The organism is Cupriavidus taiwanensis (assembly GCF_900250115.1).
GTDB classification, from domain to species: domain Bacteria; phylum Pseudomonadota; class Gammaproteobacteria; order Burkholderiales; family Burkholderiaceae; genus Cupriavidus; species Cupriavidus taiwanensis_B.
Genome location: NZ_LT984805.1, coordinates 125,769 through 144,697, shown reverse-complemented (window position 1 = coordinate 144,697; position 18,929 = coordinate 125,769). Strand labels below are relative to the sequence as shown.

General features: G+C 62.2%; 16 protein-coding genes and 2 pseudogenes. 10 read left to right on the top strand and 8 right to left on the bottom strand.

What is annotated here, in order from left to right:
- Position 1: 1 nt before the first annotated feature.
- Together CBM2586_RS29790 and CBM2586_RS29785 are read right to left on the bottom strand one after the other, a co-directional pair.
- Entirely contained in the window at positions 2-673 is a 672-nt protein-coding gene (locus CBM2586_RS29790; protein ID WP_145987294.1) for a hypothetical protein, read from the bottom strand.
- A complete protein-coding gene (locus tag CBM2586_RS29785; protein WP_018004031.1) occupies positions 660-1,226 on the bottom strand; it encodes a hypothetical protein in 567 nt (188 codons plus the stop codon). Before CBM2586_RS29785 ends, CBM2586_RS29790 begins: the two co-directional genes overlap by 14 nt.
- 698 nt (positions 1,227-1,924) lie before the next feature.
- Between CBM2586_RS29785 and CBM2586_RS29780 the strand changes: the two genes are divergently transcribed.
- The 9 genes from CBM2586_RS29780 (at position 1,925) to CBM2586_RS32295 (ending at position 10,877) form a co-directional block, all read left to right on the top strand.
- Positions 1,925-3,145: an ISL3-like element ISRta1 family transposase gene (locus tag CBM2586_RS29780; RefSeq protein ID WP_012353615.1), complete on the top strand. Its 1,221-nt coding sequence runs from the start codon at positions 1,925-1,927 to the stop codon at positions 3,143-3,145.
- Positions 3,142-3,504, top strand: coding sequence for a DUF7696 family protein (locus CBM2586_RS29775; protein ID WP_018003800.1), 363 nt, complete (start codon positions 3,142-3,144; stop codon positions 3,502-3,504). Before CBM2586_RS29780 ends, CBM2586_RS29775 begins: the two co-directional genes overlap by 4 nt.
- Positions 3,453-4,748, top strand: coding sequence for a hypothetical protein (locus CBM2586_RS29770; protein ID WP_018003801.1), 1,296 nt, complete (start codon positions 3,453-3,455; stop codon positions 4,746-4,748). The genes CBM2586_RS29775 and CBM2586_RS29770 overlap by 52 nt, the downstream gene beginning before the upstream one ends.
- Before the next feature lie 97 nt (positions 4,749-4,845).
- A complete protein-coding gene (locus CBM2586_RS29765) occupies positions 4,846-6,273 on the top strand; it encodes a metallophosphoesterase family protein (protein WP_012354519.1) in 1,428 nt (475 codons plus the stop codon).
- Positions 6,274-6,449: 176 nt separating this feature from the next.
- Complete coding sequence (locus tag CBM2586_RS29760; protein ID WP_012354518.1) at positions 6,450-6,980, top strand: hypothetical protein; 531 nt, start codon at positions 6,450-6,452, stop codon at positions 6,978-6,980.
- Positions 6,968-9,289 carry an AAA family ATPase gene (locus CBM2586_RS29755; protein ID WP_012354517.1) on the top strand — a complete coding sequence of 774 codons (2,322 nt, stop codon included), beginning with the start codon at positions 6,968-6,970 and terminating at the stop codon, positions 9,287-9,289. The genes CBM2586_RS29760 and CBM2586_RS29755 overlap by 13 nt, the downstream gene beginning before the upstream one ends.
- A gap of 84 nt (positions 9,290-9,373) precedes the next feature.
- Entirely contained in the window at positions 9,374-9,874 is a 501-nt protein-coding gene (locus CBM2586_RS29750) for a hypothetical protein (protein WP_240074693.1), read from the top strand.
- Between the two features lie 168 nt (positions 9,875-10,042).
- Positions 10,043-10,273 (top strand): hypothetical protein, encoded by a 231-nt coding sequence (locus tag CBM2586_RS29745; RefSeq protein ID WP_012354515.1) that lies wholly within the window; start codon positions 10,043-10,045, stop codon positions 10,271-10,273.
- Positions 10,274-10,358: 85 nt separating this feature from the next.
- Positions 10,359-10,877 (top strand): hypothetical protein, encoded by a 519-nt coding sequence (locus CBM2586_RS32295; protein WP_012354514.1) that lies wholly within the window; start codon positions 10,359-10,361, stop codon positions 10,875-10,877.
- 853 nt (positions 10,878-11,730) lie between these two features.
- Here the strand turns inward: CBM2586_RS32295 and CBM2586_RS29735 are convergent.
- The 6 genes and pseudogenes from CBM2586_RS29735 to CBM2586_RS29710 all read right to left on the bottom strand — a co-directional run.
- Positions 11,731-12,162 carry an HU family DNA-binding protein gene (locus CBM2586_RS29735; RefSeq protein ID WP_012354512.1) on the bottom strand — a complete coding sequence of 144 codons (432 nt, stop codon included), beginning with the start codon at positions 12,160-12,162 and terminating at the stop codon, positions 11,731-11,733.
- 428 nt (positions 12,163-12,590) lie between these two features.
- The gene (locus CBM2586_RS29730; protein ID WP_012354510.1) at positions 12,591-13,538 is read right to left on the bottom strand and encodes a tyrosine-type recombinase/integrase; all 948 of its coding nucleotides are present in this window, start codon (positions 13,536-13,538) and stop codon (positions 12,591-12,593) included.
- A 320-nt stretch (positions 13,539-13,858) separates the two neighbouring features.
- Positions 13,859-14,191, bottom strand: coding sequence for a hypothetical protein (locus CBM2586_RS29725; protein ID WP_012354509.1), 333 nt, complete (start codon positions 14,189-14,191; stop codon positions 13,859-13,861).
- A complete protein-coding gene (locus CBM2586_RS29720) occupies positions 14,188-14,976 on the bottom strand; it encodes a DUF6884 domain-containing protein (protein ID WP_240074692.1) in 789 nt (262 codons plus the stop codon). Before CBM2586_RS29720 ends, CBM2586_RS29725 begins: the two co-directional genes overlap by 4 nt.
- Before the next feature lie 162 nt (positions 14,977-15,138).
- Positions 15,139-15,504, bottom strand: a complete 366-nt coding sequence (locus CBM2586_RS29715; RefSeq protein ID WP_012354507.1) for a calcium-binding protein — start codon at positions 15,502-15,504, stop codon at positions 15,139-15,141.
- Positions 15,505-15,552: 48 nt separating this feature from the next.
- Positions 15,553-15,825, bottom strand: a pseudogene (locus tag CBM2586_RS29710) (hypothetical protein); the annotation flags it as partial.
- Positions 15,826-15,993: 168 nt separating this feature from the next.
- Between CBM2586_RS29710 and CBM2586_RS32585 the strand changes: the two are divergent.
- Positions 15,994-18,916, top strand: a pseudogene (locus CBM2586_RS32585) (Tn3 family transposase).
- Positions 18,917-18,929: the final 13 nt, after the last annotated feature.

The following is an 18,929-nucleotide window of genomic DNA, read 5'->3' as shown; positions in this document are numbered from 1 at the left end:
GTCAGAACATCTTGATGTCGGTAGGGGAGCTTGTCTGCTGCGTCGCAGAATTCCGTGTCTGCGCGCCGGATGGCGGTTGCGGTACCGTCTTGGCAGTCGCCACAACCGTCGCGGTTCTGGGAAGGGTGGTCGCGGCCGCAGGCGGGGAGGCGGGGGCGGGTCGCTTCACGGCCTCCGCCTTCGGCTGTTCTGCCTGGGTACGCTCCAGCTTAGGCTGTACCGGCTGCGCGGTGGCGGAGGGCCCAGACGCGGGTCCATCCACAGCCCCGGCTGGCGATGGCGCGACAGTCGACTTGGTCGCCTCGGAATCAGAAACGGCGTCACGCTTTCGCGGCCATTCATGATCACTGGTTTCGGCAGTCGCACGCGCAGAGGTTTCGGAAGCTGCCTGAACCGGTTGGTCACGATCGCTGGACGCGCGCATTTCTCGCTTCCCGATCGATGAGCCGATGGCAAACATGGCCGCAGCAGCAGCCACGAAGGCGATGCCCCACAGTAGCCGCTGATTGCGTCGCAATGCGGCGAACTGGCTGGATGCCGGGGCGGCAGCCGATGTGGAAGACACCCCGGCGTAGCCAAAGTGCGCCACTGGCGCACCTGCTGGCGAGATGTCGATAGTGAGAGGCGGTTGGGCGTAATGAGCATGCAACTGCTCGATGTCACGCATGTCCATCGGGAAGGCTCCGGTGAGAGGAAATCAGTGTCCCGTTGGCTTCGAACCTGTCGGTATCCGGGATGCAGAGTTGGTGAATCGCATTAATGCGTCGTGAGGCGATCTGGATCGTCGTGGTGCGTTCGTCCGGAGAAATGGACCCGAATTCCTGGCTGTAGAGCGTTTCCACGAAGATCCGGTCGAATTGCATCAGCAATCTGAGGAGCCGGCCGGCGAAGGAATGGGAAACCTTGACCTCCTTCTCTTCGTGGAACAAGGGAATCTCGACCTGGTCGGTCTTCGCAAGCCAACCGAGGGCGCTGCCGTACCACTCTTCCGCGGCGCGAAAGGCTTCATCCAGCGCTTTGACTTTCCCGTCTCGAGCCACGACAAATTTGGCCGAGCAATAGTAAAAATGTGCGTCGAGGAAGTCGCGCGCGAACTTCGAGTAGTAGGCGTGGAGGGTGGAGGAGGCTGTCGTCGGCGTGAGCCGGCTTAGGCGCTCTTCACTGTTATGGCGCTCAATGGGCCTGAGCCCACTGGCGGGTTTCTTGGGTGGATCCTGGTCGGCCATTTTTCCATGTTTTCAGGTCGCTCTCTCAGGTTGAAATTGTCGAGCACATTCGGACACCGAATGACTTTGAAACATATGCCAAATAGCCGAGCTTTCGTATTCTTTGCCCGGAGTATTCTGTGCCACAATGCTTTCACACCTCGCGTCACTGACGCATCGACCCTGACTCCTGGCGAGTCCATCTTCTGCTTCAAGTCGTGCATTTGCGCACGCGCCGACTGGTTGGCTACCAGTGTGGATATTCCTTGTGCTAAGTGTTTTCGCCGAACACTTCCCTCATCAGCTCGTAATACGCGTTCTCGTTCTGCCTCCTCGTGAGTGCACGCGATGGACACCGTTCGAGCCCGGGACCATGTGGAGCTCTCTCTCAAAGGCCCCTCCCAGGCAGAACGGCAGACGTCGAGCCGATCCGTGAACCTGCGGCCGAACCTGTGGGTTCGCGAAATGGGTTGTGGTGCAGCGTGACCATGCTGCACGAGGACGACTTTACGTCCTCAGCATCGAGCAGCGCGCATTTGTGCGCCGCTCCCTGAGTGCCACGCCCCCGGAAGGGGCGTGGCATTGCAGGTCTGAAAATCAAAGCTCGCTCACCGGCGCAAACCGGGGCGGGCTTTTTTTGGGTTCTTCGCAGAAAACCGTGGCCCGAAAGAGCACATTTTGTATGCTGATGTCTGTTTCTTCAGGTATCAGGGGGATGTGTGCTGGATCGCAAGACGCTGCAAGCACTGGGTTGCTGGAAGGGCTACCGGCTGGAGCGCGTGGAATGGCCGGAGGGAGAGAGCCGTACGCTGTCGTTGTACTTGAAGCCGGTCAGCAAGGTCATGCATTGCGAGGAGTGTGGCGCGCGCTGCCATCAGGTGCATGAGACAGTGGTCAGGCGAGTCCGGGACCTTCCGCTGTTCGAGTATCGGGTCGTACTGCACGTGCCGCGCCGGCGCGTTTGGTGCGACCGTTGCGGCGGTCCGAGGCTGGAGCGGCTGGAATGGCTTGGGCGCTACCAACGCGTGACGGCCCGCTTGGCCCAGGCTTGCGGCCACTTGTTGCGCCACTGTACGGTGCAGGCGGTGGCGGCCTTCTACGATCTGGGCTGGCACACAGTTAAATCGATCGATAAGGCTCGCTTGCGTGAGGCAGTGGCCGAGCCGGACTGGTCCAATATCCGCTACCTGGCCATGGATGAGTTCGCGCTACACAAGGGGCATCGATATGCCACGGTGGTAGTCGACCCCATTGGGCGGCAGGTGCTCTGGATCGGACAGGGGCGCTCACGCGAGACCGCCCGAGCCTTCTTTGAGCAGCTCCCCGCCGGCGTTGCGCAGCGCATCGAGGCCGTCGCCATCGACATGACGACCGCGTATGAGTTGGAGATCCGGGCGCATTGCCCGCAAGCAGAGGTGGTCTTCGACCTGTTCCACGTGGTAGCTAAGTACGGGCGTGAGGTCATCGACCGAGTACGGGTGGATCAGGCCAATCAGCTGCGGCACGATCGGCCGGCCAGACGGGTGCTCAAGTCCACACGCTGGCTACTGCTGCGGAATCGGGAGAACTTGAGCGTCCCCCAGGCGGTTCATCTGGATGAGGTCCTGGAGGCGAACCGGCCATTGCTGACAGTCTATCTGTTGCGCGACGAGCTAAAGCGGCTATGGTTCTACCGCCGCCCGGCGTGGGCGCAAAAAGCTTGGGAGCAATGGTGCGAGCAGGCTCGGCAGAGCCGAATACCTGCCCTGGAGTTGTTTGCGAAGCGCCTGCAAGGCTACTGGCATGGCATCTTGGCCCGCTGCCGCCACCCATTGAACACCAGCGTGGTCGAAGGCATCAACAACACCATCAAGGTCATCAAGCGCCGCGCGTACGGCTATCGCGACGAGGAATACTTCTTCCTCAAAATCCGCGCAGCCTTCCCCGGAATTCCTCGATGAACCTTTTTTTGTTTCTGGTGAGAGACCTCGATCTTCAGGAGACGCTCATGCACCAGAACGCCGAGATTTCCGCCGCCATCGCGGCAACGCTGGACCTGCGCCGTCCGCAGTACAAGGACATGCCGCACGCCTGGCGCGCACTTTGTGAGGCGGCTCATGTCGCCAGTCTTTCGGAAACCGCGCGAGCGGATTTCCTCAATCGCGTAACGACCCAGCGCGGGGCCGACACAGCCCTGCGCCTTCGGGAGCATGCTGTGTCCATCCGGGCGCAGGTCGTTCAGTTCCTTCAGAAAAGGAGAATGGACGAATGCATGCACCCATCACCTACAGCGAGCCCGGCGGACGCCGAAGCCTGCTAGAAGAGCGGCCCATGCGGCCGCCGATCATCGGCAAGATCCGGCCCGGCATCAAGGTCCTGACCAAGGCCGCGCGCGAGAAGCCCGAAGCCGTGCGGATCCACGATGCCGGCCTGGCTCGAGGCGAGAGCTTCGAGCGTATTGCGGCCGAGATCACCCGGGCGACCGGCATCAAGATGCCGATGGTGCCGAAGAACGTTCCGTGGTTCACCTGCCGTGCCTCTGACTTCGCCAACCCGGCGCTGGCCGAGGACATCGTGCGGCGCTACGGCGAGGACCGCAACGACGGCAATGGACATCGCCTCTGGCGCTTTCCCGTGGTGTTCGCGTTCGACGACTGGCTGAGCAACATGCCCAACCAGCTCGTGGCATGGACGCACAGCGGTCGACAGTACTTCTCCGAGTATGGCTCCGACGGTAGGCGCTACTGCAAGATGTACGCGCCACCTGTGCGTGACGCCCGCGCCAACCGCGCCAAGCGCATGTGGGGCGGCCGCACCATCATCCTGCGTCAGGACGAGGATGTCCCTGATGGCATTTGTGACCCGCAGGAATGCCCGCAGTACCAGGGCGGACATTGCAACCTCTCGGCCAGTTTCTATTTCGCCGTGCCGTGCGCAACGGGCCTTGGTCTCATCGAAATGCCCACGACCTCGATTTACGTCCTGCAAAAGGCTCACGCCGCCATGCAGACTGTTGCGATGGCCCGTGGCAGGCTGGTGGGCGTCAAGTTCTGGATGTCCAAGCAGGAAGTCGAGATCAGCCGTATCGATGACGGCGGCAAGCCGGTGCGCCAGATGCAATGGCTCATCACGCTTGACGCAGAAATCGACATTGCCGCGCTGCTGGACGGTTCCGACCGCCCGGTGCCTGCTCTGGAACTGGCCAATCAGGCCGCCTACGCCTTGGAAGGGGACCAGAGTGTTGGTGCAGATGTTGCCGACCTCGCCCACGACCCGGACACTGGCGACGGAAATACCCTGCCTGTGCACAGCGCAGGTGCGGAGCCACCGCACGAGGACGACGATCTCGAGAGCCAGTACCGAGACCTCGTTGCCCGCCTGGCGTTGGACAGCGATGAAGGGGCAACGCAGCTCAAGGCTTTTGCTGCGGCCACCTTCGGGCGCGGCTGGTCCAAGCGTCCGCAGGACGTGCGGCAGTTCGTGATAGAGCTGCGTACGGCGCTGGTCAATCCGCTCGCGTTCCGTGAACAGGTGGCCGCCATCGCCGCGGACGTCCTTCCGTAACCTGCCAGCCTCGTGCCGGCGTTCGCAGGGAAGCCCATTGGGCTTCCCTTTTCTTTTTCCTGCCGCACTTCGCCGGCACATTTCGTTTGGAGGTAGCATGATGCTCAACGAGAGCGAACCCTTGTGGCTTGCCCACTTCTCTGACCTGCATTACTCGCCCGGCAACCTCGCCGAGGCCGACCGGTGTTTCGGATTCGCAGTTGAAAATGCCATCGTCTCCGGCTGCCACGTGGCCGTCGTGTCCGGCGATTCGACGGACCACGGACTCGATGCGCACACGCCGGCGTTTGGATCGCTCGCGCGGCGCATCCATCGGCTCTCGGGCTACTGCCCGGTTTTGATGCTACAAGGGACATTTAGCCACGAACCGCCCGGCACGCTGGACGTGTTCAGGCTCATCGGTGCGCAGTATCCGGTGTACGTCGCTGATCGCATCCACCAGGTGGCGGTGTGTGACGGCGCGTTTCACCCGTCTGGTGGTCCCATCTTCACCGACGCGGAGTTTGACGCCCTGCTGGCCCAACACGGCATGCCCAAGGTTGTCTTCACCTGCGTGCCGACTGTCAACAAGGCGGTGCTGGCTGCGGCCGCTGGCGTGGCCAATGCGGCAACCGCGGTGGGTGACCACCTGGCCAGCTACCTGGTGGCGGCGGGCACGATGAACGCTCGCTTGCGCAGTCGGGGAATCGCCACGGTCGGCGTCTCGCACGGCACGGTCAATGGCTGCCAGACCGAGCACGGCGTGCCCATGGCAGGCTTCGATCATGAGTTCAGGATCGGAGCCCTGTTCGAGGCCGAGTGCGATGGCTTCCTACTCGGCCACATCCACCGTGCCCAGCAATGGGAGCGGGAGGGCAGGGTGGTTGCCTATCCAGGCTCCATCGGACGCTTCCACTACGGCGAGATCGGCGCCAAAGGATACCTGCAATGGGACATCGTTCCGGGCCGGGCGACCGCGCAGCTGGTGGAGACGCCCGCGCGCGAGACGGTCTGCGTGGACTTCGATGGCCCGCCGGACATGGACGCATTGGCTGCCGTTGCGGCCGAGGCTGCCGACAAGTTCGTGCGCGTGCGCTGGACGGTGAACGAAGAGCATCGGCAGCTGGTCGACCGCGACGCCATCATGGCGTTGTTCGGCAAGAGCGCGGAGCTGAAGATCGAAGCCCGCGTCCTGCCCGCCGTGCGCAGCCGTGCCGAAGGCATCAGCCGTGCGGCAAGCCTACTCGAGAAGCTTTCGCGGTGGGGGGAACTGACCGGTGTTGCAACAGGCCCTCTCGCGGAACGGCTGGCGCTACTGGAATCGCTTGACGCGCAGTCGATTGCTGACGGCGTGCTTGAGCAGTTGCGCGGCATGCCGGCGCCGGAACCCGCGGAATCGCCCGCCTGGTCGGAGGATTTCCCATCCGGAGCCAGCCCGTTCGCGACGCCCGTCGATGATGTACCAACTACGCGTGCCGAACCACTGGGCTTGACCCCTCCAGCAGCGCCGCAGATGGAGTGGCTGACCGACGACCTTTTTGCGTAGCAATACGCCAACACCTTGAGCATGCAAGCCATGTTCCGACTGCCTTTGTGGCAGTCGAAACCCGGTTTCACCCCGCGTCCTGGACGCATCGACCCAGCAGTATCCATTTCTTTCCATTGTCCCTGACGGGTGCTTCCCGTCCGGGGCGCACTCCGTCCTATCCTGAGGAGTGCAACATGGTCCTGTACCACGCCGGCCCGCAGTGGCTGTTCGTCGACGAGACGTCTATCAATCGTTCGGAGATGGCCAAGCGCCTGACCGATCAGCATGGATTCACCCCATGCACGCTGTACGAGCCATTTGGCGCAGGCCGGGGCGCGGTCATTGCCAAGCATGACCACATGCTGGTGATGGCGCTGGGCGAGGCCGGTGGTAACACCTTCTATGCCGTGGCGCCATCCAAGGAACTGCAGGACCTCATCTGGTCGTTCTCGCATGGCCTGGCTTCCCAGTGGAGCGAGCTGGAACTCCGCGCCCTGACCGGCGAGGGGGACTGGAATGCTCTCATGACGATGGCCGCAGCGCAGTTCGCGGCCGCACGCCGCTCGGTCGAGCGCGCGATCGCGGGCAACCCCGCGCATGACGCACCCACCGCCCAACAATCCATGACGGCAGACATGCCGTTGCTGGATGATGACGTGATGGAAGTGCCGCCGGACTACCTCCACTCCTTTACCGGCATGGAGGTGTCCGAATGCGCCCACTGAAGCTGACCCTCGCAGGATTCCACGGGATCCGTGACGGCATGCAACGGGACAGCATTACCGTCGACCTCTCTTCCTTGCCCGCTGGGCTGATCGCCATTGTCGGCCCGAACGGTGCCGGCAAGACGACGATCATGGACAACCTGCATCCGTATCCGATCATGCCCAGCCACGCGGCCAAGATGTCGGCCGACGCGTTTTCGTACTGGGACCACCTGTGCGCCCCGCGCGGAGAGAAGGATCTCGAATGGGAACATGGCGGCAAGATCTACCGGTCGGCATTCGCATTCCGTAACCCGGGCAAGAGCCGCAAGGCGGAGTACTACTTGTTCGAGAAGGTGGGTGGCGACTGGAAGCCGGTGCAGTTGGCCGACGGAACGTTGTCCGATGGCAAGGCGGAGACCTATGGTCTCTGCCTCGAGGCGGTGCTGGGTTCGGCCGAGGCATTCTTCACGAGCGTCTTCTCTGCCCAGAATCGTCGGCCGCTTACCACCTATCAGCCTGCCGAGATCAAGAAGCTGCTCGCCGAGCTGCTCGGGATCGACCACCTGCGCGAGTTGTCGGCCAAGGCAGGCGACGTCGCCAAGGCGTTGAACCGGGCTTTGGAGACGGTGCAGCGGGACGTGCTTGTGCTGTCCGGCAAGCGCGACACCGTGAACGCGATCGCCCAGGAGATTTGCCAGATTGACGAAGGACTCGACGCCGAGCGCGCCCGCCGCGCAGAACTGCTCACCAGCGGCAGCAAGCTGGAGCAGGAGCGTGCGACGCTGGCGGCCAAGCAGGCCGCTTCTGCCGGAACCGAAGCACGCTTGCGCGAGCTGGACCAGCGCCATCGTGAACTGACGGGCCGCCGGCAGCAGCTGGCCGGCGACGCCCGTGCTGCGGCGTCGAAGGCTTCGGCGCGGCGGCAGGATCTGCAACGCCTTGCTGCGGAGCACCGGTCCACGCTTGCACAGGCTGAAGCCATCAAGGCGGCAGCCCATCAGCGTGACGAAGCGCAGCTGGCTCTCGGCCGCCATCGCGGCGAACTCGACCGCCTGCAGAAGGAGCTTGCCGATCTGGAGCCCGTTGCCGGCCAGCACGCGGCGATCGCCAGTGAGCTAAGGGGGATGGAATCCCGCGGCTCGGTGGCGGCGCAGTTGGTCAAGACGCTAAAGGCCCAGACGGAAGTGATGGACCAGGTGCCGTGCGCTGGCCATGACATGCACGCGCGTTGTCCGTTGCTGGCCCAAGCGCGCGAAGCCAAGGGCAAGCTCGAGCCACAGGTCATCGAAGTGGCGAACCTGCGTACCAGCTACAAGGCAAAGCAGGAAGCCTTGCAGCAGTTGGGCCAAGCGCTGGCGCGGCTCAATGAGGTGCGCCGCGCCGTTGCAGCGCTGCGGCAGGAAGTCGAGCAGGGCAATTCAGATCTGCAGCGCCTCACGGGGCTTGCAGCGAAGAAGCCTCTGCTCGATGCTTCGGCGGCCGCATTGGACTTGGCGCAACGCGATCTCGTGACCCTGGACGCGGAGGACACCGAACGGAAGGCGCGGCTCGACCGTGATATCCGTGACGTGGACACGCAACTGGCGAGCCTGCAGCGCGAGCGCGACAGCCTGGCTGTGACGGACGTGACGGGCCTCGTTGCCGATCTCGATCGTCGGCTTGCAGCCAGCCGCGAGGCGGTCAGTGCATTGGACGGCCGGATCGAATCGCTGATCCGCCGGCAAAGCGCCTTGGCCACCGAGCGCAGTCTGATCGAGCGGGAGCTTGCCGGGCTGGACGGTCTGGAATCACGGGTCCAGCGCCTGTCCGACGAGATTGCCCAATGGAAGCTGCTTGCCAAGGGTCTCGGCAACGATGGCGTCATTGCCCTGTCGATCGACGACGCGGGCCCTGCCATCACCGCGATGGTCAATGACCTGCTGCTGGCGTGCTACGGAAGGCGCTTCACGGTCGCCATCCAGACCCAGACGAAGCTGGCCAATGGTGACGCCCGGGAGGGCTTCGCCATCAGCGTTCTTGACGCGGACAACGGCACGACGAAGGATTTCTCGGTGCTGAGTGGCGGCCAGAAGGTGTGGATCAACGAATGCCTGACGCGTGGAATCGCCCTGTACCGGGCGCAAGACACGCAGCAGCCGTTCCAGACCCTGTTCACCGACGAAGCGGACGGGCCGCTCGATCCGGAGCGCAAACGTGCCTTCATGCAGATGAAGCGCGAGGTGCTCCGGCTTGGCGGCTACGAGCGGGAATTCTTCATCAGCCAGACGCCCGATCTCGTGGATGAAGCCGATGCCGTCATCGACGTCGTGGCGCTCGCGGCTCTGTAGCGCCGCGACTCCGTTCCTTTCTGATCATGCCCGCATTCCCGAAAGGGGTGCGGGCCTTTTTTCTATGACTTCCGAGATGACACCATGAATGCAACGACAATGAAGCTGACCGCGGAGCAGGAGGAGTTCGTCGCCAACGCGATCGAATTGGGAAAGGCTCAAATCCGACAGGAGATCGCTTCGGGCCGCATACCGCCGACAGTAAAGACCTTCAGCGCGCTTCACGACTACGTCGACGCCAACGAATTCGGGGGACTGTGTGCGGACGATGGCGACCTACCGCGCCTCTTTCCCCGCGTCACCGAAAGCGATGCTGAAGCGTTTTGCGAGGCGGCAAACCAGGTCCAGCAGGCACTGGATACTTGGCTGGCGAGCGGGATGGAAAAGGTAAGCATGCTCATTTCGGGGCTGGTGGAGGATGCCCTGCATGCAGCCTGTCTGGCGGTGCAGCTGCGCCTGAAGATCGACCACGGCGACGTGGCCGGTGTCTTTTTCTCAGGCAAGCAGAAAGAGGACTTCGACGCGATGTTCTCGCGCTATGTCCTCTGTGAGGTCGCCATGCTCGCGTCTTCGGACGACAAATGAGTGTAGGCCTCCTCGACGGCGGATTGTCGCCGCGTGCGCTTCTCGCTAGAATCTGACTACTACCCGCGTCATCGACGCATCGACCTCGCTGGCACCAGTCAGCAAATTTCTTTCACCCATAGGGGCCTTCCCTATGGGCAAGGCTCCGTCCATTTCCGGAGCCTGTCCATGTTTATCCACTCTCGCGTTACTGGCACTGCTGTCCTTGCTGTGGTGGCGATGCTGTCGCTGGCGCTGTACTTTCGCGTCACGACTCCCGATGCGGCCCTTCTCCATTGGCAGTTGCTGTGTTGCTTCGGCGCTGATGCAGCCATGGCAGCGTTGTGTATCGTGCTTCGCGTGCGGGCCCTACGCAACACGCGAAAGCTCATGAAACTTGTTCGTCCGGGCTGGCTGTGAGCCATGCACGCACATGCCGCCCTCGCTCATCGAGGGTTTATTGCTTCCTATAGAAGGCCCGGCCAACAACCGGTGAAGCGACTTCATGAGTGTGATGCTCGTAATCGCCATCATGGGGCCCAGCATCGATGACATGGACGGCAAGCAGCCGGGCTCATGCGTGCCCGCCTATGAGGTCATGGAGCGGATTCCAAAGCTTGAACCCTGGCCAGTCTGTCCGACTCGATCCACGATCCGGTCTGACGGCCGTGGTGACATTCACGTAAAGCGCGAAGCGAATTTCTCGTTCAATCGTGCAGGTGCTGGCCTGCAATCTACATCTCACACTATGACAAAAATCATGATTTCGGCGGAACACGCCGCAAAGTTGCTGCCTCGCGGCAAGAAGGTACATACATTCATCCGCGTGTTTGCATGGGTGGGTGCAGACGTTGACCGTGCGAGGGTCCTGGCCGCCTTTGAGTCGGCCAAGGAGGTCGAGGTATCGTCGTATGCCGCCTGTCTTGACCACCACCTCGTGATCGAGCTGGACGGGATGCGCACATACATCAACACCAACCCGAAGGAGCTTCGCAGACTGCATCCGCAGGTTGCTGCTGGCTGACACTGAAGGAGCGTCAATGAACCCGATTGTCAATATCGGGCTGCATGACTCGGAGTTCGATGGGCTCTGGCGGCCCTGCGGAGGGCGCGCGCCGGCTTCAGCCAACTGGCTAGCGAGGTATTGCGGGTCGGTGGTTACGAGCGGGAATTCTTCGCCTCCCAGACGAGGCAGACGCTGTCATCGATTTCGTAGCGCTAGCGCTGCAGTACGCGCCTAAAATCCTGCCTCAATCGTGCCCGGTGCCCCAAATGGGGCGAGGGCGATTTCTATTTCGAACCAATCATGATTAATAAGAGTCTCTCTGGCGCGCTCTCAGCGGCCCATAGCGCCAGTGACCAGACAGCATCTGGGGATTCCGGACAACAACATGCCGGCCCGGGCGATGGTCGGTCGTCTAAGCAGCGATCGACGCCAAGAGCACGGCTCAAAGTACCCTATGCGCCAGCGCTGACTTTGATTCCCTTCCGGGAAAGCTGCCCAGCGGAATGGGCAGATTCATGTCCAACGCACATGGCGGGAACGCTGCCTGTAAGCGAAAAACCGGAATCCGACAATGACTCAATCTTTTGCTTCTGGATTGGTGACCAAGACCCGGAATCGGTAATCGATGAAGTCGCGGAGTTCATCGCCTGCTACTACGTGGCCGACGTATTCTTCGTTCGAGCCTTGCCAGACATGGCGCGAGTCTCTCTCGAAAAGCTTACTCGCTAAACCATCGACGGGAGGGCCCGTTACACTCCGGGCTGCGGGCCCGCTTCTTCTTGAAATCCTTCATGTTAGTTGTTGTCTTTACATGGGAAAAGGCCCGACATCTTGCGATGTCGGGCCTTTTCCGTTTACGCCTTTTAGGCGATTAAGCGGCAGCGTCTTTCAGCTTCTTGAGCGGGCGCACCTTCACCTTCACGCTGGCCGGCTTCGCGGCGAACCATTGCTCCTGGCCAGTGAAGGGGTTTTTTCCAAAGCGCTTCTTGGTGGCCGGCACCTGAATGGCCGACACCTTGAAGAGACCCGGCAGGGTGAATTCGCCAGCACCCTTCTTGTGGACCGCGCTCAGCACGGTGTTCTCCAGGTGAGCCAGCACGGTCTGAACGGTCTTCTTGTCCAGCTCGGTCTGGGCAACCAGGTGTGCCAGCAGGCTGGACTTGTTGAAGGTGTCCTTCAGCGGCTTGGCTACCGGGGCGGCAGCGGCAGCCTTTTTGGCAGGAGCGGCCTTTTTGGCCGGGGCAGCCTTCTTAGCTGCGGTCTTCGTTGCAGTCTTTGCTACAGGTTTCGCTTTCGTGGCCATGGTCGTATCTGGTTGGAAATGCGCGCCTGCAAGCCGGATCTGACCTGCAGCGCACCGGCGAAGAATAGCAAAACCCGGCGCCTATGCAAGCAGGAAATTCCCCGCACTTCACTGGCGGACTCGCCGTGAAAGGGCCCGGGATGCGCGGCGTATACGCGCGGCAGCTGCCTTCGGCGAATCGCTCACCTGGCTCCAGTCATGATGCCACCAGGCAATGATGGCCGCGGCTGCGGCGTTATTCATCTCCGCGCGAGCGACGGCCAGCACTTCCGCAGCGACAGCGTCCCACCAGGCGGCACCTTCGCCGTCACTAGCCCGCGGATCAATCGCGCTGCGGTAGATGGCTTTGACAGTGTCCCGCGGGATGTCCATATGGCTCTGGTACGGTGCCGGCATTGTTGGTCCCTCTGTAGCGCTAGCGTGTTCCGCTAGATTGTTGGTTGATGGATGGTGGCAAAAATTCGGTCGCAGGTCCGGTTGCTGGCAAGTCCGAGCATTTGGCTGACTTCGTCCCGTGGTTGGCCCGCCAGAAGTTGGCGGCGGCAGAAGGTATTGCGCAGCGTGCGCGGGCTCGTTTCGACGTTGGTGGCGCCGATCGCGTTGAGGATTTCAGACACGATTCGGCCGAAGCTCATGTCGGTGATCGGCAGACCCTCTGGGGTAAGCGTGAAAAGCAACTCGCCCTCGATGGCTAGGGCCGCACGCCGAGTGCTCCAGGCCCGCAGCGGCGGTACCGCGAAGCTGGCCAGGTGAACCGTTCGGGCGTCTCGTAGTCCATGTGCCCGCACGACAAGGTAGGGTGGCGTCGCGTCCGGCCACAGATCCGCACAGCGGGCTGCGCGCGCTTCCGCCGCGGTAATGCCGGTACCGAGGAATGCCGCGACAATTGCTTGGCTGCGCAAACTGGCCAGATCGTCAGGAGGCGATTGCAGATACGCCTGCAGCCGTGCGTCCACGGCTTCGGTCAGGAACTGAGGCGTCGGCTCCTGGTCTGGCCAGCGTTCAGCTGAAAGCAGGGCAGCGGCTGGGTTGTCCTGCCGTACGCCGGTGAAGACCAGGTGTCGGCACAGCCGGTCCAGCAACTTCACATACCGCATGCGGGTTGCCTGGGAGTATGTGCGGCCATTGTGGGTTTGCCAGAACGCGTCGACGTCGGCTGTGCCAAATGAGGCAATGGTCGTGCCTCTTGCTAGCAGATGCCGACGAAAATGCTCGAACATCGCCTGATGCTGGACGATCGAGCGCGCCGAGAAGGGGCGGCCATCAGCGCCGGCCGCTTCGCGAACCTGCCAGTCCCCGTACGCTTGCGTTGGGTTGCTCAACCAGAGGGAGTCCATTTGGGTCATGCACGCTGTTATATACTGAATTTGGCCCATCGCACACCCCTGCCACCGCTACGCGGCGGATATGACTGCCAGTGTCACGTCTCAAAGTTGTTGAGTTTTGTTTCACAGTTAGTGGGTTGGATTCTCAAAGTTGGGTAAAAGGCGGAGGGAGGACTATATAGGTGCCAACCGGTGGCAAACCGGCCGGGACGCCGCCTCCGTGTACCCATTAACTGTGAGACAGATCGCACCATTAGCCCACTTACTGTGAGAATCCAGCCCAATTATCTTGAGACACAGGAGTCCAACTTGTTGATTCTTCGGGAGCCTGTCGTCCATTTACTGTGAGACGGGACACTGCCAGTCAGTGGTCAGAACCGCGGGCGTCCATAGCGGTTGCGGCGCGCGTCGAGTCGTGCGCGGGTGCAGGCGTAGCGAGGGTAGGCGGCGTCCAGCATCTCCGCGATCCGCTCCAAGCGGTCCGCCTGCGTGAAGCAGCACGCCAGCAGGCATTCCCAGGCGCAGTAACGCATGATTTGTTGGAGCAGTGCATACCGCCTTTCGGGAGGGAACTGCAGATTGCCGACCTTCGCCCACGCCTTGAGCCCTGCATGGGCCAGTGCCACGAGTTTGTCGGGCGTTGCTGGCCCGGTTTGGCACAGCTCAACCGCATCCCGATGCAGCTGTCGGTCAAAATCGCTCATGCCAGCACCTCGGTGGACGGATGGAGATCCCGGACGCTGACCCAACGCGGGCAGATTTTCGCGCGGCCGCGTACGAACTCTTCCACTTCGACGTCGGCGGTGGGGCCGCCCGGCCCCTGGAAGACGGAGAGCACGCGAGCCTGGCGCGAGGGAAGAGCGGGCGCGGCCCGGTAGAGCAGGGTGGCGATGGCGCCGGCCTCGATCCATCCGTACCCACGATAGAGCGGTGTGCCGTTGGCATGCTGGCCGATCCGGTGGCGGAAGACCGACGTCAAGCCGTCCAGGAAAGCGCCGAGCTGCGACCGCTGCATGCCGATGCCACCACTGGTTTCCTGCAGGGCAGGCAGTGTGGGACCGTACTGGCGGGCCAGCGCGGCATGCATGACGCGCCGATACTCTTTGCCCCCGGCGAGCATCACTTTGCCGATACGGGTTGGCCACGCAGCGGGCCGCAGGTAGCGCGACAAGTCGGCCACCATTTGGTCGGCGCGTTGCCGCGTCATGGGCTCATCGTAGGGGGCGATCTTGGTGTCGGGTTGCAGGAAACCGTGGCGCGCGGATAGGATCAAAACACGGGGCGCCGCATCGCTGCGCACGTGTGCCCGGTACGATTCGTACATCACGCCCCGGTATAGGTCGATGGCGCGCGCATCCCGATCGAGCTTTGTGCTCGAGCAGGCCATCAGGAGCAGGACCGGCTCGCTGGCATCGGGGCGGGGTATTGTTGCGTGGGGGAAAAGGGAAAGCTGCATAGTCGAAAGCATGGGCATGGAGTTGCGTTGCATTGCTTTTCACTCTACAGACCCGCCACCAAAGTCAAGGCAACCACGCGCCGCCGCCTGACGCGGAGTGGGCTGACAAGACGTCGAACGGGCCCTTCGCGGCCGTCAGGTGTTTATTGTTCGTGGTGACTCAGTCGGAGGACGCAGTCGGCGACGGTGTGGGACTCAGAAGCTGTAACCTTGGTCGCACCAGTAGTGCCAGTCGGAGACAGCAAGTCGAGTACTTTGGTCGGCTCGGACCGGAACGAGCTGGGCAAGGGGCACGACGAGTTCACGCCGGTTGTGCTGTGCGCGCACGAAGATGGCAACGCGGCACAGCTGGTCATGAGCGAGGACGATGACGGAGACTCGCTCGCCAGCACGTAGCGGGGACGCGGCCATGGCCTGATGTACCCGCGCTTCGAAGGGAAAGCTTAGGCTGTCCTCAAGATGGCAGTACCACGCCATCGCGCATTCTTCTTCGGTGTACGCGTCGACCACAATCTCCATCGAGATTCGCTGTTCGTGTTGGTTGACGCCTGGCTTTGCCATGGGGTTTGGGGTGGTCAGATGCCGACAATGCGTCGCAGCAAGGCCAGATTATGTTCCCGCTTTGGTACGAACCCGTGGCTTCGCGGCTAACGCGACGACGGTGGGTGCAGCCGGGATCGGTTCGAACAGCGCCTCGATGTCTTCGGCGGAGAACTTGGCGGCGCCGGCGCCAGCTTCCGACAGGATGGCCTCGGCAAGCGCTGCCTTGTGTTCCTGCATCGCGACGATTTTCTCTTCGACGCTGCCCGCGGTGATCAGTTTGTAGACGAACACGGGCTTGTCTTGCCCGAGACGGTGCGCGCGGTCGGTGGCCTGATTCTCAACGGGGGTAGTCGTCCTTTTTGTGCAAAATCTTACGGTTTCCCCGCAAAGCCTTTCTTTATAAGGCGCTCCGGGCAAAGCAGACAGCTGCCTGCTGCCCTCAAGTGACTTCGGGAGTACCATGTCCGCCCGCGATTTCGGATCGTGTCACCTGGATGGGGGCGGAAGATGCCGGGCTTGGAATTTCGCTATGTGGGAAAAGACAGTTTGCCTTCTCGATTGTCGGAATTCGATGTCGAGTACTATTTCGCGCTGACCGACAGCGACGTTGCCGCAATCAACCAGAAATTTCGGCGTGCCGGCCGTGCCGGAGCCGCCATCCAGCTGGCATTTCTGCGGGCAAGTGGCCGTACCCTTGACCAACTGAACACACTCCCCCGTCAGCTCTTGCGCTACGTGGGCGAAAAGCTGGGGTTACCAACTCCGACGATCGCCTCGCTGCGCACCATCTATCAGCGATATCCGACGCTGTATGAACACCAGGTCTGGGCCTGCCAATACCTCGGCTTGACACGAATCGATGACGATCACTGGAGAGGCCTCGGAGCTTGGATGCGGCAAGATGCCGCCGAATCGCTTTCCCTTGAGGAGTTGATCCAGCACGCCCACTACTGGCTGTATGAGCGACGGATTCTGATTCCTTCGACACGAGCGCTGCTGAGCCTGGCTCGCTCAATTTGGGCGGGCATCGAGCGAGATTTGCTGCTGTCGATTGAGGCGGTCGTCCCCCTGGCGCAGATAGCAGGAGCCGAAGCTGCCGTGTTCGCCCAACATGCAACAGCGGGAACGACCGTGCTGGAATGGCTCAAGACCCGCCAGCACGGCACAGCCCCTCAACCATGAATGAGACGCTGGCCAAGATCCGCTTCCTGAAGAGCCTCGGCGCGCATACTTGGGCGTTTGATGCCATTCCGATCGAGAAGCAGCGCGCCTGTGGCCAGCGTATCCAGGCTCGCCGTCCCGCCAAAGTCCGCGAACTGAAGACCTCCACGCGTACGATTGAGCTGGTGTTTTTCCTGCGTGTGACCTTGCTGGAGCTGACGGACGCGATGCTCTACCAAACCGGACGGCGCGTCTCCGACCTAGTTCGGCAGGCCTACAACAAGACCACGACGAAGCAAGCGCGCTCGGCGAGCGAATACCGGCAGCAAATGGTCGAGATCAAGGCCCTGGTTGACGATACCCGCCGCTCGGCCGAAGAACGGCTGGCCGACATCGGCAAGCTGCTTGAAGGCCTATCGGCCAAACCGCCGGCAAGCCACGCCGCCAGCGTGCGCGAAACGCTCACGGAAGACCACCACCGTATCCGCAACCTCGTGACTTCCTTGCGGGAGTTGGAATTTGCCAGCAACAGCACCGATCCGGCCCTGCGGCAGCTTGAGTTCATCGGTAGTCTGCACGACCAAGGCGCGACGGAATTGCCGCCCGATTGCAATGTGTCGGTGGGCGCGAGCTGGCGTGACCTGGTCGACGGCGAAGACCGTAAGCGCGCGTTGCGCGCGATGGAAGCCTGCGCGATCACGGGCCTGCGTAAGGGGCTGCGCCGCGGCACCGTGTGGATCAGCCATAGCCTGTCGTTTCGGGAACGCGATCAACTGCTGATCCCGCCCGCTCAGTGGGATTCTGAGCGCGACCGGTATCTGTCCACGCTTGACTTGCCGAACCAGGCGGACACCTACCTCAATCCCCTCATGGATCACCTGAAGGCAGGCCTCGCGGCACTGGACGAGGCCCGTGCGGCAGGCCACGTCACGATCGACACGAACGGCGTGCTGCATCTGTCGCCGCTCGAAGCGGCGGAAAGCGATGGCATCCCCACGCGCACCCGTGATCTGCTCTTCAAGGACATCGGCAGCGCGCAGTTTGCCGACATGATCCTCGAGATGGATGCCCGTACCAATTTCAGCGAAGTGCTGCTGGCACGCAACGGGGACGCGCACGAACTGATCACGCTCTACGCCGCGCTGCTCGCCCATGGCACCGAGCTCGACGCCAAGGGTGTCGCCGCCATGATTCCGAAGCTCGATCCGGCGCACGTCTCCACCGCGATGCGCGCGCTTGAGATGCCCGGGCGGCTGCGCCGAGCGAACGAACGGGTAGTGGAATTCCAGCGCACGCACCCGATCACCGAGTTATGGGGACCGGTCAACAGGCGTCCAGCGATTCGATGAGCCTGGACACCTCGCGACACTTGTTCTATGCCCGCGCCGATCCTCGACGTCGCACTCATGCCGTCGGGATCTATACGCACGTGCTGGACCAGCACGGAATCGTCTATAACCAGCCCATGGTGCTCAACGAACGCCAGGCCGGCGTGGCCATTGAAGGGGTCATGCGCCACAATGAGACCCGCAGCGACGGCGGGCTGCTCCGGCTCGCGGTCGATACCCATGGATACACGAGCGTTGGGATGGCGGTGTCCAAATTGCTCGGCTTTGATCTATGCCCATGGCTGCGCAATCTGTCGGAGCGCAAGCTGTATTTGCCGCGCGGTCTGCAGGTAACGGATGGACTGTCGGCCGCCGTCTCGCCCGAGATCTCGCTCAAGGCAATCCGCGACGGCTGGGATGGCTTGCTGCGCCTAATCGCCTCCATCCACTCGGGCCGGGTGAGTGCAATCGTCGCGCTGCAGCGGTTCGGCAGCGCCGCCCAAGGCGACCCTATTCATCGGGCAGCTGATCATCTGGGCAAGATGCTGCGCACACTCTTCTTGTGCGATTTTTTCAGCAACATCGAGTTTCGTCGGGAGCTGCGCACGCTGCTCAACCGGGGGGAGTCGGTGCACCAGCTCCAGCGTGCCATTTACTCGAGCAAGGTACACCATGATCGCGGGCGCCGTCAGGACGAAATGATCGCGATTTCCGGATCGCTGACGCTGCTGACGAATCTGGTGATTGCCTGGAACACCCAGCGCATGCAAACGACGGCCGATGCTTGGCGCCGCAAGGGGCAACGGATTGAAGATGACTGGCTGCGCCGCATGGGGCCCGCACATTTCGCGCATGTGAATTTCCGGGGCATCATGAGCTTTCCGATCCACCTGTATCAAGACAGCCTGCTTGAGGTGGCACCGCAGCGGCGTGCGGTGTAGCAAGAAGAACGGA